The sequence below is a fragment of the Gilliamella sp. Pas-s27 genome (assembly GCF_009795865.1).
Classification (GTDB): Bacteria; Pseudomonadota; Gammaproteobacteria; order Enterobacterales; family Orbaceae; genus Gilliamella.
Genome location: NZ_WTEW01000029.1, coordinates 1 through 21,466, shown reverse-complemented (window position 1 = coordinate 21,466; position 21,466 = coordinate 1). Strand labels below are relative to the sequence as shown.

The following is a 21,466-nucleotide window of genomic DNA, read 5'->3' as shown; positions in this document are numbered from 1 at the left end:
CTAATTTTAATATTAATCACTAATGCGTCCTTCACACAAAGAACACTTTTCAACACCTTTTAAAAAGTCCATATTGCACTGATGGCAAGATACGATGTTTCCGTTAACAACATTGTCAACAGCTCTTATTGATTGACTTCCATCAAATCCTTGCGATTTTAATTTATTGACTAACATTGAAATAGGCGTTCCGCTTTTTAACTCTTGCTCAACATATGATGCAACTTGTTCTTCAAATGTTGGTGGTACATATTCAAGTACCTTTTCGTTATAGTCATTATTACATTCATTACACTTGATATAACGACCTAATGTTTCAAAACTAAAAATAGGAATAAAAAACAACGTAAAATATTTTGCCATTTTTATTTGTGTGTATTTTTGCTGTTTTTCATCAGTAGTGATATTTTGTTGCGAACAGCAATTTGGGCAATTAAATTGCCCACTATGTTCGTTGACTTCCCTTCCACGAGTTCCAAAAATAATAAACATTTTCTTTCCTATCCTTTTATTTAATAACTTTTTAATTTTTATTATAAAAACTAGTTAAATGGTTCTCTTTTTATGGTTGATAAATACCAACACCTAAATCGTTTTCTTTTCGAGTTCGCGATATCACTGACATTGGTGATTCATTTACCCGCAAATCCATTTCATCTTCGGTACGAATAACTTTACCACGCAATGAATTTGGATAAACATCAGTTATTTCAACATCAACAAATCTACCAATCATATCAGGATTGCCTTCAAAGTTAACAATTCGATTATTTTCAGTTCGGCCTGTTAATTCCATCAGGTCTTTTTTAGAAGGACCTTCAACTAAAATGCGTTGTACAGTATTTAACATTCGGCGACTAAATTGCATGGCTTGTTGATTGATTCGTTCTTGAAGAATGTATAAACGTTGTTTTTTCTCTTCTTCTGATACGTTATCTTCCATTTCAGCAGCAGGTGTACCTGGGCGAGCTGAATAGACAAAGCTATAGCTTAAATCAAAATTTACATCGGCAATAAGCTTCATAGTTTGTTCAAAGTCTTCTTGTGTTTCCCCAGGGAATCCAACAATAAAGTCAGAGCTAATTTGAATATCTGGTCGAACTTTACGTAGTTTGCGAATAATTGATTTATATTCAAGTGCTGTATGCGTTCGTTTCATTAGATTTAATATGCGATCTGATCCACTTTGTACCGGTAAATGTAAAAAACTCACCAGTTCAGGCGTATCACGATAAACATCAATAATATCATCGGTAAATTCAATTGGGTGACTGGTAGTAAAACGAATGCGATCAATCCCGTCAATAGCCGCAACTAAACGTAATAACTCAGCAAATGAACAAATATCACCATCAAATGTTGGTCCACGATAAGCATTAACATTTTGCCCAAGTAAATTTACTTCTCGCACACCTTGTTCAGCAAGTTGTGCTATTTCATAAATTACATCATCACAAGGTCTGCTAACTTCTTCCCCTCGAGTATAAGGGACAACGCAATAAGTACAATATTTATTGCATCCTTCCATAATTGAAACAAATGCTGTTGGACCTTCGCTACGCGGTTCAGGTAATCGATCGAATTTTTCTATTTCAGGAAAGCTGACATCAACCACATGATTGCCGTTACCACTTTTTATTTGTTCTATCATTTCTGGTAAGCGGTGGAATGTTTGTGGTCCAAAAATAATATCTACAAATGGGGCACGTTTGCGAATATGCGCACCTTCTTGAGATGCCACACAACCACCGACACCAATAATGATATTTGGATTATGCTGTTTTAAGTTTTTCCAACGACCTAACTGGTGGAAGACTTTTTCTTGAGCTTTTTCCCGAATAGAACAAGTGTTAAGTAATAAGATATCGGCTTCTTCAGCATTATCCGTTAAGGTTAATCCGTGAGTAGATTCAAGGAGATCGGCCATTTTTGTCGAATCATATTCGTTCATTTGGCAGCCCCAAGTTTTGATATGTAATTTTTTGCTCATCAATAACTCAGCTATATTAATTGTTAAAATGAAAACGGGTTTAAATCCGCGATTTTAGCGTGCCATATTGTAATCTTTTGTTATTGTAGGGTCTATAATAAATTAAAAAATGACAATATAAAGTAAAGCTTGTTTTTATAACTTTGAATAAAAGGTAATAAGTGGATTAAATAAGTTGTTATTAAAAATATTAAATATAAAACGAGTTAATTTAATATTCTTCTTTGGCGATAAAAAAAGAATAAAGAGATTAAAAAGGTTTATTTATTTATCAAAAATAATCAATTATGATAATCATTCTTTTTTATCTATTTTTATTTTATGCTATTATCCGCGGCAAATTACGATAACAAATAAAGTGTTTAATATATGACAAAGACATTTAGTCCTACAAAGCGCCTATTAGTTAAAGGTATTATTGCGACTTGTTTATTATCTGTTACTCGTATAGGCTTTGCAGCAGCAATGGCACAAGTTGTTGCTGTGCGTGTGTGGCCTTCATCAACCTATACAAGGATCACTTTAGAATCAAATATCAGCTTAAAATACAAACAATTTTTATTGAGTAATCCTAATAGGATCGCAATTGATATAAACAATATTAGTTTAAATCCAATCTTAAAAAATATTTCTTCAAAAGTATTAAAGCATGATCCTTATATAAAATCGATACGCGTTGTTCAACGCGATCCAAAAATAGTTAGAATTTTGATCGAATTAAAACAGGATGTTAAACCTAATACTTTTGCCTTATCTCCGATAGCTAAATTTAAGCATCGTTTAGTGATGGATCTTTATCCTTCTAAACCCGCTTCAAGCAAAAATGATGATCCTTTACTTGCACTTTTAGAAGAATATAAAAAAGGAGAGCTCAATAAAAAACAATCTGAGATAAAATCACCAACTAATAAAAATAAAAATGCTCCGATTATTGTGGTACTAGATCCAGGGCATGGTGGCGAAGATCCTGGTGCTATTGGCTACAATAAAACGCGTGAAAAAGATATTGTTTTACAAATTGCACGTCGTACTTATAATTTACTAAAAAAAGAACCGAATATAAAAGTCTATATGACACGTAATGAAGATGTATTTATTCCATTAAAAGTACGTGTTGCTAAAGCCCGTTCACTCCGTGCAGATCTATTCATTTCTATTCATGCAGATGCTTTTGCTAATCGTTCAGTTGGTGGTTCATCTGTTTTTGCATTATCTACTGGTGGAGCAAGTAGTTCGGCAGCCAGTTATTTAGCGCAAACACAAAATGAAGCCGATCAAATAGGAGGTGTTAGCCGCAGTGGTGATAAGTATTTGGATAATACTATTTTAGATTTGGTTCAAAAAACAACGCTAAGTAATGGAGTGTTACTTGGTAATGCTATTTTAAATAGAATGAAAAAAGTTAATAAGCTACATAAGCCTTTTCTTGAAAAAGCAGGCTTTGCTGTACTAAAAGCACCTGATATCCCTTCTATTTTAGTCGAAACGGCTTTTATTAGTAATACAGCAGAAGAGAAAAAACTAAAAACGGCTGCTTTCCAAAATCAAGTATCAAAGGCGATCTTTGATGGAGTCAAAGATTATATTAAAAAGCGTAAAAAGTAATTTTATAAAGATACTTAAAGTTAACTAAATTTTTTAATATGAAATTATTGAATAATAATTAAACATCTTTCTGCATCTAATCCCGGAATCGTTAATTTAATATGTTGTTTAAGCATAAAACCTGCTGGAATTGAATCGATCTCACTTCCTTTTAAAGCATAGAAAGATCCTTTTTGATCCGGTAAATGTTTACACCAATTAAGCATATCTTGCAAAGAAGCAAAAGCTCGGCTAATAACACCATCAAACTTTTTATCGTGATAATCTTCTATTCGGCTTTGTATTGGAGTGATATTTGTTAATTTAAGTTCAAACTGAACTTGCTTTAAAAAACGAATACGTTTACCTAAGCTATCAACTAGATCAAATTGTTTATCTGGATTAATAATTGCCAGTGGAACTCCCGGTAATCCAGGGCCAGTACCAACATCAATAAAGGTGTTTCCTGTTAAATAAGGTGATACCATTAAACTATCCATAATGTGTTTAACTAGCATTTCATTAGGATCACGTACAGCGGTTAAGTTGTAAGCCTTATTCCATTTATTGAGCATTTCAACGTAATGGATCAATTGATCTATTTGTGATCCAGTAATCAAAAGATCCGTTTGATCAATTAGGTTAGTGAGTTTCTTTTTTAACATAATTCTTCTTTTTTAAATAAACTAATAACATTGAAATAGCCGCAGGCGTTATTCCTGATATGCGTGAAGCTTGCCCTATAGAAACCGGTTTGTGTTGCTTTAATTTAGCAACCACTTCGTTTGATAATCCTGATATTTCAGCATAATCAATATGTGCAGGAATTAGTGTTTCTTCGTTGCGTTTTTGGCGTTCAATTTCTTCAATTTGCAGTTTAATGTAACCATCATATTTAACTTGAATTTCAACTTGTTCAGCAGCCTGTGCATCAGTTAATCCAGGTGCAAATAGCGAAAGTGATTTTAAGGTTTGGTAATTCATTTCAGGCCGTTTAAGTAGCTCTTCACCATTGGCTTCTTTGGTTAAATTAGCACTTAATACTGCGTTGACTTCGTCAATTGTTTCTATATGAGGATGAACCCATATATCACGCAGACGTGCTCTTTCTTGTTCAATGGCTTCGAATTTTTCATTAAAACGTTGCCAGCGATAATCATCTACCATGCCAAGGTTACGGCCAATTTCTGTTAACCGAATGTCTGCATTATCTTCACGTAACATTAAACGATATTCAGCACGAGAAGTAAACATACGATATGGTTCGTTAGTACCAAGTGTACAAAGATCATCTACTAGTACACCTAAGTAAGCTTGATCCCGTGTTGGATGCCATTGATCTTGATCATATGCAAAACGAGCTGCATTTAAACCTGCTAGCATGCCTTGAGCGGCAGCTTCTTCATAGCCTGTTGTGCCATTAATTTGTCCAGCTAAAAATAAACCTTTGATCACTTTACTTTCAAGTGTTGGCTTAAGATCCCTTGGATCAAAATAATCGTACTCGATCGCGTAACCTGGTCTGACGATATTTGCATTTTCAAGCCCTTTCATGCTACGAACAAAAGCAAGCTGAGCGTCAAAAGGTAGACTTGTTGAGATCCCATTTGGATAGATTTCATTGCTATCTAATCCTTCCGGCTCTAAATAGATCTGATGTGAATTTCGATCAGCAAAACGCATGATCTTATCTTCGATCGATGGGCAATATCTTGGCCCTACACCTTCAATGATCCCTGTATACATTGGGCTACGATCTAAATTAGATCTGATTATATCGTGTGTTTTTTCGTTTGTACTTGTTATATAGCAAGGGATCTGTTTTGGATGATCACTTGAATTGCCTAAAAATGAGAAAACAGGTACAGGATCGTCGCCATATTGTGTGCCTAATTTTGAAAAATCAATCGTTCTTGCATCAATACGGGGTGGGGTACCTGTTTTTAAGCGTCCCATTCTGAATGGATATTGATGTAGTGATTTTGATAAACCTATCGAAGCAGGATCACCTGTTCTGCCACCACTATAATTATCAAGCCCTATGTGGATCTTTCCGTCTAAAAAAGTACCTGTTGTTAGTACTACAGTTTTTGCTTTAAATGATACTCCCATTTGGGTTTTTACACCGATGATCTGATCGTTTTCAATGATCACATCTTCAACTGATTGTTGAAATAACATGAGGTTTTCTTGATTTTCAAGTGCTGTTCTGATTGCTTTGCAATAGAGGGATCGATCTGCTTGTGCTCGTGTAGCTCTAACCGCAGGACCTTTACTGCTGTTTAATATTCTAAATTGGATCCCAGCATGATCAATAGCCTGAGCCATTAAACCACCCATGGCGTCAATTTCTTTAACCAAGTGACCTTTGCCAATACCACCAATGGCAGGATTACAAGACATTTGTCCTAATGTATTGATATTGTGGGTTAAAAGTAGTGTTTTTCTTCCCATTCTTGCTGATGCCATTGCTGCTTCTGTTCCTGCATGGCCTCCACCAACGATGATGACATCAAAAAGATCTGGATAAAACATAAAAAGCCTCGTATTTATTTTGTGTACAGGTGATCTCTATTTTAGATCGGGTGATTTGGTTTATTTAGCGTAGGGAATTTTACTCATCTTTTTGATTACGTCAAATGATCTATTTTGATCGCGCTTTAATTTAAATAAGATCTTTTAGATGATCTTTTTATTTTTATTATTATTAAGTTGGATCCTTTTTGTGGGTAACTCTATTTTTTTATTATTTTATTAGATCTTAACGATCACTTAATTGTGTTAATTGATCGGATCTTTTTTGTTTTAATTCTGTTGATAAGTGTTATTGTTATTCACAATTGATTTTTGGTTTTAGGTTGTTAATAGGCTTATAACAACTTATGATCCCCTTTTGTCACAGAGTTATCCACAAAAAAATAAATTTGTTTGCTTAATTTTTAGCTTTTATTGTTTTTATTTTATACTTAGTTGAGTGGTTTATTATTTTATGATCTAATTATGTGATCAAAATGGTTCTATAAAAGTTTTAAATTATTAAATTATATTTGTGTAATTTATAAAGTATGGGCTAAATAATTTAAAGTGTAGGATATTTTTCTTTTCTATAAAACTTATTGATTTTTATAAAAGCAAATTTATACTTAACATAATTGTATTTTTATAACGAGGTTATTTTATTACTCTTTCGCAGCTGCCTTTGCCTTTTTTGTTACCTAATAATGAAACTTTTGATAGTTTTTATGTAGGTGATAATCGATTGTTGTTTGATTCATTACAAACTTTACTAAGTAAAGAGGGTTTTAATGTCTTTTATATATGGTCGGCTAGTGCTGCGGGTCGGACTCACCTTTTACATGCATCAAGTCAACATAAGTTAGCCAGTTATATTCCTTTAAAACAGCATTATCACTTAGTGCCTGAAATATTACAGGGACTAGATAATTACGATTTAGTTTGTTTAGATGATATTGATGCGATAGCAGGTCATAAATATTGGGAAGAGGCTATTTTTGATTTATTTAATCGGTTGACCGAAAAAAATGTGAGCAAATTATTAATAACTGCAAATGCACCACCTAAACAAATTTCTTTTATATTACCTGATTTAGTTTCTAGATTATCTTGGGGACAAGTTTATCAATTAAAAGAACTTAGCGATGATGATAAGCTTAAAGCTTTACAATTAAGAGCACAACTAAGTGGGTTTGAATTATCAACAGAAGTTGGGCTATTTTTATTAAAGCGTGTTAATCGTGATATGCGTACACTGTTTTCTTTGTTGGAAAAGTTTGAAGTAGCTACGCTTGCGCAACAACGTAAGTTAACTATTCCTTTTATTAAACATATTTTGGATTTGTAATATGATTAAGAAACCTGAAGCTATCGTTTTTTTTGATTTAGATGGGACACTATTTAATAGTGACATTGATGTATCACCCAGTTCTTTTGAGGCTATAAAAAAATTAAAAAAAAATAACATTATACCAATAATTGCAACCGGTAGAACACCTTGTGAAACTATTGATTTAATGGAAAAAACTAAGATTAACTCGATTATTGGTATGAATGGTCAAGTAGTTATTTACGAAAAGGAATTGGTTTATACTAATAGTATTGATAAAAATATTATTGCAAGAATTTATGAATTTTCTAAACATGAAATGAATATACCGCTTTCATTTTATAATTATCAAAAGATGCGAGTTTCAGAAAACAGTCTGCCAACTAAGACCTTTTATAATTATTTAAAACAAGAAGTCCCTCTTATTGATGATGAAATCTATTTAAGAGAGCCAATCCAAATGCTGTTATTGTTATGTGAACAAGGTGAGTCAAATTATCGGGATAGGTTTCCTGAATTAACATTTATTCGTAATACGCCTTATTGTGTTGATGTCTTTAATCATGGTGGTTCTAAAGGTAATGGTATTACTAAACTATTACAAAATAAGGGGTTTAATGATGTACCAACTTATGCTTTTGGTGATGGAATGAATGATTTTGAAATGTTTTTAACGGTTGATCATCCTATTGCTATGGGGAATGCTGTTGATGAATTAAAAGAGAAAGCTGAGTTTGTTGCAGATACCAATGATAATGATGGCATTGCTAAAGCGTTACAAAAATTTGGGTTGATTTAGAATTTTCTTATAAAAAAATGGGAAGTTAACTAGTAAAAAATTTATATCGATGGGGTGTTATTTGTTGCTTATACTAGTTGGAATGAAGATGGATTTGTTGAATCTATAATGGATTATGAGCAAGATAACTTTGTATAGATATAATAATCAAAAAATAATTGAATATAGAAAAAAGTATGTTAATGGTAAAGTTGTGATTGAAAAAATCATCCTTTGATGAAAAGGATAAGGTTATTAGTCAAACTACCTAAATAGAATAAGGTCTATTTTTTATGTAGGTATAAAAATTAAATTTTTATTGATAAACTACCCCCAAACAAACAGCTTGGCTTGCTCCGGTTACTTCGGGAATATTTGATGGAATATTGTTGGTTCGACAATAAGCGAGCCAAGCGAAGGCGATTGCTTCCATATCATTACTATTTATTCCTATTTCATCTGTTGCCATAACCTGCCAGTTTGGTAGTAATTCTGTTAATCTTTGCATAATAATCGGGTTTTTTGCTCCCCCACCACAAACTAGTAACTGACAAGGTAATTGTTTTTCAATAGTTAATTTATTAATTTCACGCTCAATAGATGAAGCCGTAAATTCAACTAATGTTGCTTGTATATCTTGAGGCGGTAATTGGCTATGAGTAAGTTTTTTATGTAACCAAGTTAAATTAAATAACTCACGCCCTGTACTTTTAGGTGCTAGTATTTTGAAATAATCTTCATCAAATAATTTATTTAATAAATCTTGGTTAACTTTTCCTGTTTTTGCCCACAGTCCATCTTTATCATAACTTTTACCTAGATTTTGACTTATCCAGCAATCAAGCAGTACGTTCCCTGGTCCTGTATCGTAACCAATAGTAGGATGGTTAGGGATTAATACTGAAATGTTACTAATTCCTCCTATATTTAATACTACACGATTAATTTGTGGATCTTGTAGTACCGCTTTATGAAAAGCGGGTACCAGTGGCGCTCCTTGTCCTCCATATGCCATATCTTTTCGACGAAAATCGGCAATGGTGGTGATTCCTGTTTTTGCAGCGATAATATTGGCATCGCCAATTTGTAAGGTAAATGGATTTTCACCGTTTGGTGCATGGTAAATAGTTTGCCCGTGGCAACCAATTGCTTTTACTTGTTGTTTATCTATTTTATTGTCTTTTAAAAATTGATTGATACTATCAGCAAATAATCCACCAAGCTGATAGTCTAATTCACCCAGATTTTGTAATGTGGTTTGCTTTTTTTCACATAATGTTAATAATTGCTGCTTTAAGTTAGTGGGCATTGGGTAGCAACTACTAGCTATTGATGTGACATGTTTTCCAATAATATTGACTATAGCAATATCAATTCCATCCATGCTGGTTCCTGACATCACACCAATATATAAATTTTGCATAATTTTATCCTTGTCGAATGATTCGCCCTGTTTTGATGTCTTTAATTTCGGATGGTTGCGATCGATGGCCTGTTTCGCCTTCTAAAATCGGAAAATTCTGGCCAAATTGTTTGGCTACTTCGATGGCTGTTTTACAAGGTTCATGGTTAGAAAGATTAGCACTGGTTGAAACTATCGGTTTGCCATAAAGATCGCATAGTTTACAAACTAAGGGATGATTGGTGACCCGCACTGCAATTGAGTCAAATTTACCTGTCAAAAAGTAGGGGGTTTTTTTATTTTTAGGAAAAATCCAAGTAATAGGTCCTGGCCAGTTAGTAAGTGCTAACTGTTTTTGTTCATTAGTGATAGCTAATTCATCTATATAGGGAATCAGTTGTTGGTAATGACTAGCAATTAAAATCAAGCCTTTATCCACTGAACGGTGTTTTAGTTGTAAAAGTTTTAATATGGCTAATTCACAATCAGGATCACAACCTAAACCAAAAACGGCTTCAGTAGGGTAAGCAATTACTTCGCCATTTTTTAAACAATTATTGATTTCTGGTAAAGTTAATAAATTAGCCATTAAATTTGAATATGAGCTGAGTATAAATGTGATTTATATTAACCCTAGGTCGTAGGTTTTGTAAATTGGTATTATTTAGCTTTTAAATCGTTATAATGATAAGTTTTAAGCGCTATTGTTATTCCCAGTTTATTTGGGGATAATTGTTAGCTGTAAGTTCAACAACTTGTTGTATATTAATAATTTTAAGTCTTGAATCAATCATTTTTTTTAGTCCTCTAGCTTCTATATCGCTGTTTATAATATAGCAATGCTCGGTTTTGTTCATAATATCATTCAATAATGAGTTGTTTTTTAGAGCTAGAAAAACACCATTTTGCCAGAACAATACGGCGTCTTGAGCTGATATTAATTGTGGATTTATGGTTGATTGATTTGTTGTTGATATAGTATGTAGCATTATTTTCACTTCTTATACTAAAACGTAGTATTTCCTGATAAGTTTTTTACAAAGCCAAGCTTATCTTGGTTAGTACATCTTTGATGGTTATTAGTATATAATGAGAACTATTTATTGAGCAAAGAATTCATCATGAAACCAATTATTTTAAGCGATGAGCAACAAACTATTTTGTTTGGTAGTAAACTTGCCAAACTGTGTTTAAACTATTTATCTGAGCATGATGATACAATTATTATCTATTTAATCGGTGATCTTGGTGCCGGTAAAACGACGTTTAGTCGTGGTTTTTTACAGCAATTAGGACATGTTGGTAATGTAAAAAGCCCTACTTATACATTAGTAGAACAGTATCAATTTGATAATTTTTCAGTTTATCATTTTGATTTGTACCGGCTTTGTGACCCAGAAGAACTAGAGTTTATGGGAATTCGTGAATATTTTTCTTCACGAGCAATTTGTTTAATTGAGTGGCCGCAGCAAGCTAACGGTATTTTGCCAAGTGCAGATCTTGAAATTGATTTAGCTTATTTAGAGCTAGCACGAACCGTTTCAATACAGGCAATAAGCAAAAAAGGTCAAGCGATTATTAATTTATTACAATAGAAATAAACAATAAAAAGACAATGAAAAAACTACTCACTTTTTTTATCTTATTGCTGCTTTGTAGTTCTGCCTATGCAGCTAAAGTTGTAATTGCTGTTGATGCGGGGCATGGTGGAAAAGATTCCGGCGCAATAGGAAAAAATAAGTTATATGAAAAAACAGTTACCCTCTCTATTGCTAAAAAAATTACTAATTTATTAAATAAAGATCCTAATTTTAAAGGGGTATTAACCCGTAGCAGTGATAATTTTATTTCTGTTTCACAACGTTCTGAAATCGCTAGAAAAAATAAAGCTAATTTGTTAGTTTCAGTTCATGCTGATGCTGCGCCAAATCAGAATGCAACAGGTGCCTCGATCTGGGTATTATCAACTAAGCGAGCTGACACTGAACTTGGTCGTTGGCTTGAACAAGACGAAAAGCAGTCACAATTACTTGGTGGAGCAGGTGATGCACTTAGTGATGATCATGATCCCCATTTGAGTCAAGCGGTATTAGATTTACAGTTTTCTTATTCTCAACAAGTGGGTTACGAGCTAGCAAAGCAAGTATTAAAAGAGATGAAGGGAACAATAAAATTACATAAATCAGTTCCTGAACATGCAAGTTTAGGCGTATTACGTTCGCCAGATATCCCATCTATTTTAGTTGAGGTTGGCTTTATTTCTAATCAAAATGAAGAAACTTTACTTGGTAGTAATGCTCATCAAGATAAAATAGCTAAAGCTATTTATCAAGGTATAAAAAATTATGTTAAACAAAATCCAAAATTTGGAGAGCAGCATTAATGACAATTCATATTCTTTCACCCCAATTAGCTAATCAAATTGCAGCTGGTGAGGTGGTAGAACGTCCAGCTTCTGTTATTAAAGAGTTAGTTGAAAATAGCCTTGATGCGGGTAGTACTCAAATTGATATAGAGCTTGAGCAAGGTGGTTGTAAATTAATTCGTATTCGTGACAATGGCTGCGGTATTGCGAAAGATGAATTAGCTTTAGCGCTTGCGCGTCATGCAACCAGTAAAATTAGCTCATTAGATGATTTAGATGCGATTATTAGTCTTGGTTTCCGTGGTGAGGCTTTAGCGAGTATTAGCTCGGTTGCTAGATTGACATTAACATCACGCACTTTAGAACAATCTGAGGCATGGCAAGTTTATGCTGAAGGTCGAGATATGAAGCCTATTATTAAACCAGCGGCTCACCCAGTGGGATCTACTGTGGAAGTGCTTGATCTGTTTTATAATACGCCTGCAAGGCGTCGTTTTTTAAAAACAGAAAAAACCGAATTTATGCATATCGAGGAATTTGTTCGGCGTATTGCGCTATCTCGTCCTGATGTAACTTTTAATTTGCAACATAATGGTAAATTAATAAAACAGTATCGTTTATCTTCTCTAGAAAAAAGGGTTGAATTAGTTTGTGGACGATCTTTTATGCAAAAAGCGATAAAACTTGACTGGCAGCATGATGATTTGCTTATTCAAGGTTGGGTTACTAGTAGTGAAGTAAGTAATTTACAATATTTTTATGTAAATGGTCGAGTTATCAAAGATAAATTACTGAATCATGCGCTACGTCAAGCTTATGTTAGTCGAACTAATGAGCAACAGAGCTATGTGATTTTTTTAAAAATTGATCCTAAGCAAGTCGATGTTAATGTTCATCCAACTAAACATGAAGTCCGTTTTCATGAAGCTAGGTTAGTTCATGATTTTGTTTATCAAGCGATTGTTATGGCGCTTGATTCTAATCTACCAGTAACAGAAGAAAAACCAACAATAACGCCCAATCGTCAAGCTGCAGGTGAAAATATTTTTAACCAACAAACGATTCATAAACCCTATCAGGTAATTAATGAGCCAAAGAAAAAAACAAGTAATTATATTAAAGAAAATGCGTTGTATGGTCAGTTAGTCCATGTTGAACCTTTTCAAGGAGTCACACAAATTGAGTTCAAAAAGCCAATTTCAGTAGTAGAAGAAGATAAAATCACTGAACCACAAAAAGCGGTGATTGAAGCATTATTTCCTAAACGAAATACATCATTACAATCATTGAAGAATCAAATTGATAGATCAAAATTAGTTCAATTTGGTCGGGTGTTAACGGTTATCCAACCTGACGTTGCTTTACTTGAAAAATATGAAGATAATCAGCAAAAATTAATGCTAATGAAATTACCTATTGCTCAACAAAAAGTTATCGAGATTAAGTTATTGTCACAAGAATCTGAAAAATTGCTTATCCCATTAACCATTTTAATTAATCATAAAGAGCAGCAAGTTCTTATTACTAACCAAACACAATTAAATTCTTTAGGGTTTGATTTTTATATTGATAAAGCAAAGCTATATTTGCAAAATGTTCCTAAAACATTACGCTCTATCAATTGGCAAAAAGTGTTACCTGCTTTAATCGCTTTTATTTTGTCATCAGAAAAGGAATTTTTCGAACCAACTCAAATTTCAGCTTGGTTAGCCAGCCAGTATAATGATAATTATGCAGCAAATTGGAGTGTGGATAACGTAGTTCATTTACTTGCTCAGTTAGAACAAGTGGATATTAATTTGTTACATCAAGAATCATTTTTATATCCGATTGATATACAATTTTTAACACAATCAGTTTTATCATGAACAAACCAAAAATTATTTCGCTAATGGGACCAACAGCCTCTGGTAAAACAGCATTTGCTATGATGCTTTATGATCGTTATCCCGTTGATATTATAAGTGTCGATTCAGCTTTAATTTATCGTGGTATGGATATTGGTACCGCTAAGCCAACTAAAGAAGAACAAAAAAAGTATCCACATAAATTGATTGATATTTGTGATCCAGCAGAAAGTTATTCAGCTGCAAATTTCCGGCAGGATGCATTGATGGAAATTGAAAAGTCATTGGAAAAGGGGCGAATTCCTCTATTGGTAGGTGGTACCATGCTCTATTTTAAAGCTTTGATTGAAGGGCTTTCTCCTCTTCCTGTGGCTAATAGTGAAATTCGTGAGCAAATAGAGAATAAAGCTAATAAATTAGGGTGGAAAGCGATTCATGAAGAATTAAAAAAAGTGGATCCTGTTTCTGCTGAAAGAATTCATCCTAATGATCCTCAACGTCTTAATCGAGCATTAGAGGTCTATTTGATTTCAGGTAAAAGCCTAACAGAACTTACACGAGAAAGTGGTAAAGCATTACCATACGATATTATGCAATTTGCTATTATGCCGCAAGATAGATCTCAATTACATGAGCGTATTGAGCAACGTTTTTTACAAATGCTTGATGACGGATTTGAAAATGAAGTTAAAGTACTCATGCAGCGAGCTGATTTGCATTTAAATTTGCCTTCTATTCGTTGTGTTGGTTATCGTCAAATGTGGGAATATTTAAATGGTGATACAAGTTATGACGAAATGGTTTTTAAAGGTATTTGTGCCACAAGACAATTAGCTAAAAGACAAATTACGTGGCTTCGTAATTGGAAGCAACCCGTTACATGGTTAGATTCTAATAATATTATTAGTAACGTCTTTGATCATGTTTTCTGACTTTAAATTTATTTTTGTTTTTTTAGTATTTATTTTCTATTATTTTGTAAATTTATTAAAATTTTAGTTATTTTTGCATAAATTTAAATTGACAGGTTTAATAGCTGGGTTTTTTGTGTTATTTTGGTACACGTTAAACAAGTATCTTATATTTAAAATTAAATAGATATTTATTTTTTATTACAGTTATTTTACCATCACATTATTATCATTTTAAAGGATAAACTCATGTCAAAAGGGCAGTCATTACAAGATCCTTATTTAAATTTGCTTCGTCGAGAGCATATTCCAGTGTCAATTTATTTAGTTAATGGTATTAAGCTGCAAGGACAAATTGAATCATTTGATCAGTTTGTTATTTTGTTAAAAAATACTGTCAGCCAAATGGTATATAAACACGCTATTTCAACAGTTGTCCCATCTAGACCTATTTCTGGACTATTAGTGTCTCAATCTGAAGAGGAAGATGAAAGCTAATATTTTAGTGGAGAATTTACTTGTTTGAACGATATAAAGGTGGTGAAACTGCCTTATTAGTCCATGTATTCTTCCCCCAAGAAAGCGATATCGAGGATCTTAAAGAGTTTGAAGTTTTAGTTTCTTCTGCTCAAATAGATATTCTCGATATTGTGACAACTTCAAGAAAAGCGCCTCAGACCAAATATTTTATTGGTGAAGGTAAAGCGCAAGAGGTAGCAGAAAAGGTTAAGCAACTTAATGCTTCTGTTATTTTAGTCAACCATACTTTAACTCCCTCCCAAGAACGTAACTTAGAACAATTGTGTAAATGCCGTGTTGTTGATAGAACAGGCTTAATTCTTGATATTTTTGCGCAACGCGCCAGAACTCATGAAGGTAAATTGCAAGTTGAATTAGCGCAATTACAGCATCTTTCTACCCGTTTAGTTCGGGGTTGGACACATTTAGAACGACAAAAAGGTGGGATTGGTTTACGTGGGCCCGGTGAAACTCAATTAGAAACAGATAGAAGGTTGATTCGTCATCGTATTCAGTTAATTTTATCAAGACTTGCTAAAGTTGAAAAACAGCGTAATCAAAATCGTCAATCAAGAAATAAAGCTGATTTATCAACAGTATCTTTAGTTGGATATACTAATGCTGGTAAATCAACACTATTTAATGCATTAACAAATGCAGATGTGTATGCTGCTAATCAGCTATTTGCTACACTTGATCCAACGCTACGAAGAGTTATTGTTGATGATGTTGGTGAAGTTGTTTTAGCTGATACTGTTGGTTTTATTCGCCATTTACCTCATGATCTTATTGCGGCTTTTAAAGCAACATTACTTGAAACGCAAGAAGCAACATTGTTACTACATGTCATTGACGCAGCAGATCCTAATTTATTGGATAATATGCATGCCGTTGATGAAGTGTTGCTTGAAATCGATGCTCACGAAATTCCAACATTACTTGTTATGAATAAAATTGATTTAATAGAAAGTAAACAACCAAGTATTGATCGAGATGAACATGGTATGCCAATTCGAGTTTGGATTTCAGCGCAAAATGGTTTAGGATTAGATCTTTTATTTATTGCATTAAAAGAAAGGCTTTCTAAACAAATTCAAGTTTGTCAATTAAGCTTACCAACTCATTTGGCAAGGCTTAGAAGTCGTTTTTATCAGCTAAATGCGGTAGAACATGAATTTATTAATGATGATGGTAGTTTTCATTTAGATGTGAGAATGCCTTTAATTGAATGGAATCGTCTCTGTAAACAAGAGCCAGATCTGTTATACTTAATCGATAAACAAAATAGCAACTAATTGTTAAATGGAGCATATAAATATGGCGTGGAATCAGCCCGGTAATAACGGACAAGATAACGATCCATGGGGTAATAATAATAACAAAAAACCAACTAATAATTCGTCTACTGGTTTATTTGATAACGTTAAGAAATTATTTAAAAAAGGTAATTTTGGTAATAATAGAGGTGGCTCTGGGATTAAATTACCGATGAATACTACTAGAATTATTGTATCTGTAGTTGTTTTACTGGTTATTATTTGGGGTATGAGCGGTTTTTATGTTATCAATCAAAATGAACGTGGTGTGGTTACTCGCTTTGGTAAAGTTCAACCCGAAATTATTCAGCCTGGATTAAATTGGAATCTACCTTTAGTTGATAAAGTGTATAAAGTTGATACACAAAGTACGCATAATTTTAATCTAGACGGTTTTATGATAACAACCGGTGATGATTTGGGTTTTGTTGGTATGAAGGTAGAATATAGTGTTGTCGATCCTATTAAATATTTATTTAATGTCACTAATGTTAAAGATAGCCTACAACAAGCAGCGGATAGTGCTTTGTATACTGAATTTGATAGATCTGGTGTGAATAGTGACCTTACTGATGGTAGTTCTGAACTAGTAAATCGTATAAAAGATGAGTTAACTAATATTATCAGTAATTATAATATGGGAATTGGTATAGTAGATATTAATTTCCAAACAGTTAGTCCTTCTAAAGCAGTACAAGAAGCTTTTAATGATGTTATGAAAGCTCAGAAAGATAAAAAAAATGAAATAAATGAAGCTATAAATAAAAAGAATAAACAAATTGAAGAAGCAAAAACTCAATCTGCTGTTATGCTAGCTAATGCAAATGCATATAAAGTAAAAGTGGAACTTGAAGCTGCTGGTGATGTGGCTCGTTTTGAAAAAATCTTACCACAATATAAAGTGGCACCAGAACTTACAAAAGAACATTTATATATTGAAACGATGGAAAGGATATTAGCCAAAACTAGCAAAATTATAGTTAATGATAAAAGTGGAAATTTAATGGTTCTACCATTAGAACAACTGTTAAAAAATAAAAATGAAAAAAATTCTAATTTAGGGGCTTTACCAAACCAAAATAGTAAAGATACATCGAGTTCTTCTGAAGCAGTAAAAGATCAGTCTCAGACAACAGTGGAATCACCTAAAGAGGTTAAAAACAGCACGAATAACTCTAATGTCGGCAATACTGCGCGGACTCCACGGTTTTTAGGGAAATAAGGAGATAAATATGCGCAAATTATTGATTCCTATAATATTGATTTTAGTTGGTTTGTTTTTTTCTAGTGCTTATGTTGTCGAAGAAGGAACTCGTGGTGTTGTTTTACGATTTAATAAAATTATAAAATTATCTGATCCTGGATTGCATTTTAAAATTCCGGGAATGGATAAGGTTAAAGTTATTGATGCTAAGATCCGAACTATTAATAATTCAAATAACACGGATCGGGATCAAAAATTCATAACTCGTGAAAATAAAGATTTAGTTGTTAATTATTTTGTACAATGGAGAGTTGTTGATTTTAATCGATACTACGAAGCTATTACTACAGGAAATAATAGTGTTGAAAATTTATTGTTTGCTCAAGTAAATAGTTGTTTAAAGACTGAAATTGGCAAACTAGATACTATTGATATTCTTAATGGTTTTCATACTTCTATTTTGGCGAGTATTAAAAATGCATTAAACGCTCCCACTCAGGAAACTGTTGAAAATAAATCAGCAGAAAATATTGTTAGTGAGGCTGAAAAAGATTCTGAAAGTAATAAAATAAGTATAAAATCTTTTGGTATTGAAATTGTTGATATTCGTATAAAGAAAATTGATTTTCCTCAAGAAGTATCTAAATCTATTTATGAAAAAATGAAAGAAAATCAATACGATAAAGGTGTTAATAGAACGAATGAAATACAAGCAGAGGTGACACTGGAAGTCACAAAAATATTATCTGAAGCTGAACGGCAATCTCAAGCTATTCGTGGAGAAGGAGATGCTAATGCGGCTAAAATTTATGCTGATGCTTTTAGTAATGATGTAGAATTTTTTAGTTTTATCCGTAGTTTGAAAGCTTATGAACAAAGCTTTACTGGTAATGATGTCATGGTTATTAGCCCTGACAGTGAGTTTTTGCAATATATGAAATTAAAATCTAATAATTAAATGAGTAAATAATCTATGAGTAATAATGTTGTTGTGTTAGGTACACAATGGGGTGATGAAGGCAAAGGTAAAGTTGTTGATTTACTCACAGAAAAAGCAAAGTATGTTGTTCGTTATCAAGGTGGGCACAATGCTGGTCACACATTAGTGATTAATGGTGAAAAAACAGTATTACATTTAATTCCATCAGGAATTTTACGTAATGATGTAATAAGCATTATTGCAAATGGTGTTGTGCTATGCCCTGATGCTTTGATGAAAGAAATGAAAGAGTTAGAAAATAGCGGCATTCCTGTTAAAGAAAGGCTTCTTATTTCTGAATCATGTCCTTTAATTTTGCCTTATCATATTGCGTTAGATCAAGCTCGTGAAAAAGCGCGTGGCAGTAAAGCTATTGGAACAACTGGGCGTGGTATTGGACCTGCTTATGAAGATAAAGTTGCTCGTCGTGGACTCCGTGTTGGTGATTTACGCGATCGCCAAGCTTTTGCTGAAAAACTAAAAGAAGTGATGGAGTATCATAATTTTCAATTAGTTAATTATTATAAAGCAGAAGCTGTAGACTATCAGAAAGTTTTAGATGATACATTAGCAATTGCCGATATTCTGATCTCAATGATTGCTGATGTGCCTGCTTTATTGGAAGATGCCCGTAAAAAAGGCGAAAAGATCATGTTTGAAGGTGCACAAGGTACATTACTTGATATTGATCATGGCACTTATCCTTTTGTTACTTCTTCTAATACTACAGCTGGTGGCGTTGCGACAGGTTCTGGTTTTGGTCCTCGCTATGTTGGTTATGTACTTGGTATTGTTAAGGCTTACTCTACACGTGTTGGTGCTGGCCCATTCCCAACAGAGTTATTTGATGATGTGGGTGAATACCTTTGTAAGCAAGGTAATGAATTTGGTGCAACGACAGGTCGCCGTCGTCGTACAGGGTGGCTTGATGCAGTTGCTGTTCGTAAAGCAGTACAACTCAATTCTGTTTCTGGATTTTGTTTAACTAAACTTGATGTATTAGATGGGCTTAAGGAAATAAAAATCTGCGTTGGTTATCAATTACCAGACGGTAATGTGATAAAAAATGCACCAGCAGCAGCTGAAGAGTGGAGTTTAGTCAAACCTGTTTATGAATCAATGCTTGGTTGGAGTGAGTCAACTTTTGGTGTTAAGCGTTATGATGCCTTGCCACAAGCAGCAAAAGATTATATTAAACGAATTGAGGAGTTGACTGAAACGCCAATTGATATAATCTCAACAGGTCCAGATCGTAGTGAAACAATGATTTTGCGCGATCCTTATGAAGCATAACTTAGTTTATTAAAAATCGGGACTATATCCCGATTTTTTATTTTGGAATATATTAGTTAATAAACATAAAGGTAATTATGACAAGATTAGGTACTCCGTTATCACCGGCTTCAACTAAAGTATTACTATGTGGTGCAGGTGAACTAGCTAAAGAAGTTGTTATTGAGTTACAGCGATTGGGGTGTGAAGTGATTGCGGTGGATCGTTATCCAGATGCACCAGCAATGCAAGTCGCTCATCGTTACCATATTGTTAATATGTTAGATGGTGATGCTTTAAAAAAAACCATTGAAATAGAAAAACCAGATTATATTGTTCCTGAAATAGAAGCAATTGCAACCAATACATTAATTGAATTGGAAAAAGATGGTTTTACTGTTATTCCTACCGCAAAAGCCACACAATTGACTATGAATCGGGAAGGTATTCGTCGACTTGCCGCCGAAGAATTAAACTTACCAACATCCTCCTATCGGTTTGCATCAAATGAAGAAGAGTATAAAGCAGCGGTTAAGGAACTTGGTTTTCCTTGTTTGGTTAAACCAGTTATGAGTTCTTCAGGTAAAGGGCAATCTTTATTAAAAAGTGAAGCAGATATTGAATCTTCATGGAAATATGCGCAAGATGGTGGGCGAGCAGGCGGTGGAAAAGTTGTCATTGAAGGCTTTATTGATTTTGATTATGAGGTGACATTGTTAACCGTTAGGCATATTCATGGGGTTTCATTTTGTGAACCTATCGGACATCGTCAAGAAAAAGGTGATTACCGAGAATCTTGGCAACCACAGCAAATGTCCAACAAGGCATTAAACTTAGCAAAAGGCATTGCAACTAAAATAACTGATGCTTTAGGTGGGCGTGGTTTGTTTGGTGTGGAATTATTTGTTAAAGGTGATCAAGTTTGGTTTAACGAAGTTTCTCCTCGTCCTCATGATACAGGTATGGTTACACTTATTTCACAAAATTTATCTGAATTTGCATTACATGCTAGAGCAATATTAGGACTACCTATTCCTATTATTGAACAATATGGAGCAAGCGCTTCAGCCGTTTTAATGGTAGAGGGGAATTCAAAACAAGTTTCTTTTGCTAATTTAGATAAAGCATTAAGTGAGCCACAAACAGATTTGCGTCTATTTGGCAAACCAGAAATAAAAGGAATAAGAAGAATGGGCGTTGCACTAGCTAAAGCGGTAACGCCCAAAGAAGCGATTAATAAGGCTATTAATGTAGTAAAACAAATAAAAATAACCTTATAAAAGCGTGTTTTGTGCAAAAAAAAATCACTTAATTCAAAAAAAGCAAATTTTTTAAAATAGGGGTTGACGTGTAGGAGTGAAGTGAGTAACATACGCAACCCTTGAGACAGCGAAGTAAAGCGACGAAATGTTGAGTTAATTAAACGCTGTTAGCTCTTTAAAAAGAAGAAACAGA

19 protein-coding genes and 1 pseudogene are annotated in these 21,466 nt (G+C 33.5%); 13 read left to right on the top strand and 7 right to left on the bottom strand.

Going from position 1 to position 21,466, the window contains the following annotated elements:
• Window positions 1-12: 12 nt before the first annotated feature.
• On the bottom strand, window positions 13-492 hold the full coding sequence (locus GQ589_RS10280) for a hypothetical protein (protein WP_160401374.1): 480 nt from the start codon (window positions 490-492) through the stop codon (window positions 13-15).
• Between the two features lie 70 nt (window positions 493-562).
• Window positions 563-1,990, bottom strand: a complete 1,428-nt coding sequence (miaB, locus tag GQ589_RS10275) for a tRNA (N6-isopentenyl adenosine(37)-C2)-methylthiotransferase MiaB (RefSeq protein ID WP_160412787.1) — start codon at window positions 1,988-1,990, stop codon at window positions 563-565.
• Between the two features lie 369 nt (window positions 1,991-2,359).
• Here miaB and GQ589_RS10270 point away from each other — a divergent pair, with 369 nt between their 5' ends.
• On the top strand, window positions 2,360-3,595 hold the full coding sequence (locus GQ589_RS10270) for an N-acetylmuramoyl-L-alanine amidase (protein ID WP_160426015.1): 1,236 nt from the start codon (window positions 2,360-2,362) through the stop codon (window positions 3,593-3,595).
• A gap of 44 nt (window positions 3,596-3,639) precedes the next feature.
• Here GQ589_RS10270 and rsmG read toward each other — a convergent pair whose 3' ends face one another.
• Together rsmG and mnmG are read right to left on the bottom strand one after the other, a co-directional pair.
• Window positions 3,640-4,239: a 16S rRNA (guanine(527)-N(7))-methyltransferase RsmG gene (rsmG, locus tag GQ589_RS10265; protein WP_160426014.1), complete on the bottom strand. Its 600-nt coding sequence runs from the start codon at window positions 4,237-4,239 to the stop codon at window positions 3,640-3,642.
• Window positions 4,217-6,109, bottom strand: coding sequence for a tRNA uridine-5-carboxymethylaminomethyl(34) synthesis enzyme MnmG (mnmG, locus tag GQ589_RS10260; protein WP_160426013.1), 1,893 nt, complete (start codon window positions 6,107-6,109; stop codon window positions 4,217-4,219). The genes rsmG and mnmG overlap by 23 nt, the downstream gene beginning before the upstream one ends.
• 643 nt (window positions 6,110-6,752) lie before the next feature.
• Between mnmG and hda the strand changes: the two genes are divergently transcribed.
• Together hda and GQ589_RS10250 are read left to right on the top strand one after the other, a co-directional pair.
• Window positions 6,753-7,436 carry a DnaA inactivator Hda gene (gene hda / locus GQ589_RS10255; RefSeq protein WP_160412819.1) on the top strand — a complete coding sequence of 228 codons (684 nt, stop codon included), beginning with the start codon at window positions 6,753-6,755 and terminating at the stop codon, window positions 7,434-7,436.
• 1 nt (window position 7,437) lies between these two features.
• The gene (locus GQ589_RS10250; protein WP_160426011.1) at window positions 7,438-8,217 is read left to right on the top strand and encodes a Cof-type HAD-IIB family hydrolase; all 780 of its coding nucleotides are present in this window, start codon (window positions 7,438-7,440) and stop codon (window positions 8,215-8,217) included.
• Between the two features lie 295 nt (window positions 8,218-8,512).
• Here the strand turns inward: GQ589_RS10250 and GQ589_RS10245 are convergent, their stop codons facing one another.
• The 3 genes from GQ589_RS10245 to tusB form a co-directional block, all read right to left on the bottom strand.
• Window positions 8,513-9,619, bottom strand: a complete 1,107-nt coding sequence (locus GQ589_RS10245; protein ID WP_160426009.1) for an anhydro-N-acetylmuramic acid kinase — start codon at window positions 9,617-9,619, stop codon at window positions 8,513-8,515.
• 4 nt (window positions 9,620-9,623) lie between these two features.
• Complete coding sequence (locus GQ589_RS10240) at window positions 9,624-10,187, bottom strand: Sua5/YciO/YrdC/YwlC family protein (RefSeq protein ID WP_160426008.1); 564 nt, start codon at window positions 10,185-10,187, stop codon at window positions 9,624-9,626.
• Between the two features lie 118 nt (window positions 10,188-10,305).
• Entirely contained in the window at window positions 10,306-10,587 is a 282-nt protein-coding gene (gene tusB, locus GQ589_RS10235) for a sulfurtransferase complex subunit TusB (RefSeq protein WP_160426006.1), read from the bottom strand.
• 132 nt (window positions 10,588-10,719) lie between these two features.
• On the opposite strand from tusB, the gene tsaE reads away from it, so the two are divergent.
• The 10 genes and pseudogenes from tsaE (at window position 10,720) to purT (ending at window position 21,291) form a co-directional block, all read left to right on the top strand.
• Window positions 10,720-11,193, top strand: coding sequence for a tRNA (adenosine(37)-N6)-threonylcarbamoyltransferase complex ATPase subunit type 1 TsaE (gene tsaE, locus GQ589_RS10230; RefSeq protein WP_160412801.1), 474 nt, complete (start codon window positions 10,720-10,722; stop codon window positions 11,191-11,193).
• A 62-nt stretch (window positions 11,194-11,255) separates the two neighbouring features.
• A pseudogene (locus GQ589_RS10225) lies at window positions 11,256-11,960 on the top strand (N-acetylmuramoyl-L-alanine amidase); the annotation flags it as partial.
• A gap of 20 nt (window positions 11,961-11,980) precedes the next feature.
• The gene (gene mutL / locus GQ589_RS10220; protein WP_160426004.1) at window positions 11,981-13,831 is read left to right on the top strand and encodes a DNA mismatch repair endonuclease MutL; all 1,851 of its coding nucleotides are present in this window, start codon (window positions 11,981-11,983) and stop codon (window positions 13,829-13,831) included.
• A complete protein-coding gene (miaA, locus tag GQ589_RS10215; protein ID WP_160426002.1) occupies window positions 13,828-14,742 on the top strand; it encodes a tRNA (adenosine(37)-N6)-dimethylallyltransferase MiaA in 915 nt (304 codons plus the stop codon). The genes mutL and miaA overlap by 4 nt, the downstream gene beginning before the upstream one ends.
• Window positions 14,743-14,970: 228 nt before the next feature.
• The gene (gene hfq / locus GQ589_RS10210) at window positions 14,971-15,219 is read left to right on the top strand and encodes an RNA chaperone Hfq (protein WP_160401395.1); all 249 of its coding nucleotides are present in this window, start codon (window positions 14,971-14,973) and stop codon (window positions 15,217-15,219) included.
• Between the two features lie 20 nt (window positions 15,220-15,239).
• On the top strand, window positions 15,240-16,535 hold the full coding sequence (gene hflX / locus GQ589_RS10205; RefSeq protein WP_160426000.1) for a ribosome rescue GTPase HflX: 1,296 nt from the start codon (window positions 15,240-15,242) through the stop codon (window positions 16,533-16,535).
• Between the two features lie 7 nt (window positions 16,536-16,542).
• Window positions 16,543-17,778 (top strand): FtsH protease activity modulator HflK, encoded by a 1,236-nt coding sequence (hflK, locus tag GQ589_RS10200; protein ID WP_237399220.1) that lies wholly within the window; start codon window positions 16,543-16,545, stop codon window positions 17,776-17,778.
• A gap of 10 nt (window positions 17,779-17,788) precedes the next feature.
• Window positions 17,789-18,718 carry a protease modulator HflC gene (hflC, locus tag GQ589_RS10195; protein WP_160425997.1) on the top strand — a complete coding sequence of 310 codons (930 nt, stop codon included), beginning with the start codon at window positions 17,789-17,791 and terminating at the stop codon, window positions 18,716-18,718.
• A gap of 15 nt (window positions 18,719-18,733) precedes the next feature.
• Window positions 18,734-20,032 (top strand): adenylosuccinate synthase, encoded by a 1,299-nt coding sequence (locus GQ589_RS10190; protein ID WP_160425995.1) that lies wholly within the window; start codon window positions 18,734-18,736, stop codon window positions 20,030-20,032.
• 77 nt (window positions 20,033-20,109) lie between these two features.
• Window positions 20,110-21,291, top strand: coding sequence for a formate-dependent phosphoribosylglycinamide formyltransferase (gene purT / locus GQ589_RS10185; protein ID WP_160425993.1), 1,182 nt, complete (start codon window positions 20,110-20,112; stop codon window positions 21,289-21,291).
• The last annotated feature ends 175 nt before the right edge of the window (window positions 21,292-21,466 follow it).

Coding starts and splice junctions, on each gene's coding strand:
- GQ589_RS10280 (WP_160401374.1), bottom strand. CDS start 492: ATGTTTATTATTTTTGGAACTCGTGGAAGGGAAGTCAACGAACATAGT.
- miaB (WP_160412787.1), bottom strand. CDS start 1,990: ATGAGCAAAAAATTACATATCAAAACTTGGGGCTGCCAAATGAACGAA.
- GQ589_RS10270 (WP_160426015.1), top strand. CDS start 2,360: ATGACAAAGACATTTAGTCCTACAAAGCGCCTATTAGTTAAAGGTATT.
- rsmG (WP_160426014.1), bottom strand. CDS start 4,239: ATGTTAAAAAAGAAACTCACTAACCTAATTGATCAAACGGATCTTTTG.
- mnmG (WP_160426013.1), bottom strand. CDS start 6,109: ATGTTTTATCCAGATCTTTTTGATGTCATCATCGTTGGTGGAGGCCAT.
- GQ589_RS10250 (WP_160426011.1), top strand. CDS start 7,438: ATGATTAAGAAACCTGAAGCTATCGTTTTTTTTGATTTAGATGGGACA.
- GQ589_RS10245 (WP_160426009.1), bottom strand. CDS start 9,619: ATGCAAAATTTATATATTGGTGTGATGTCAGGAACCAGCATGGATGGA.
- GQ589_RS10240 (WP_160426008.1), bottom strand. CDS start 10,187: ATGGCTAATTTATTAACTTTACCAGAAATCAATAATTGTTTAAAAAAT.
- tusB (WP_160426006.1), bottom strand. CDS start 10,587: ATGCTACATACTATATCAACAACAAATCAATCAACCATAAATCCACAA.
- tsaE (WP_160412801.1), top strand. CDS start 10,720: ATGAAACCAATTATTTTAAGCGATGAGCAACAAACTATTTTGTTTGGT.
- mutL (WP_160426004.1), top strand. CDS start 11,981: ATGACAATTCATATTCTTTCACCCCAATTAGCTAATCAAATTGCAGCT.
- miaA (WP_160426002.1), top strand. CDS start 13,828: ATGAACAAACCAAAAATTATTTCGCTAATGGGACCAACAGCCTCTGGT.
- hfq (WP_160401395.1), top strand. CDS start 14,971: ATGTCAAAAGGGCAGTCATTACAAGATCCTTATTTAAATTTGCTTCGT.
- hflK (WP_237399220.1), top strand. CDS start 16,543: ATGGAGCATATAAATATGGCGTGGAATCAGCCCGGTAATAACGGACAA.
- hflC (WP_160425997.1), top strand. CDS start 17,789: ATGCGCAAATTATTGATTCCTATAATATTGATTTTAGTTGGTTTGTTT.
- GQ589_RS10190 (WP_160425995.1), top strand. CDS start 18,734: ATGAGTAATAATGTTGTTGTGTTAGGTACACAATGGGGTGATGAAGGC.
- purT (WP_160425993.1), top strand. CDS start 20,110: ATGACAAGATTAGGTACTCCGTTATCACCGGCTTCAACTAAAGTATTA.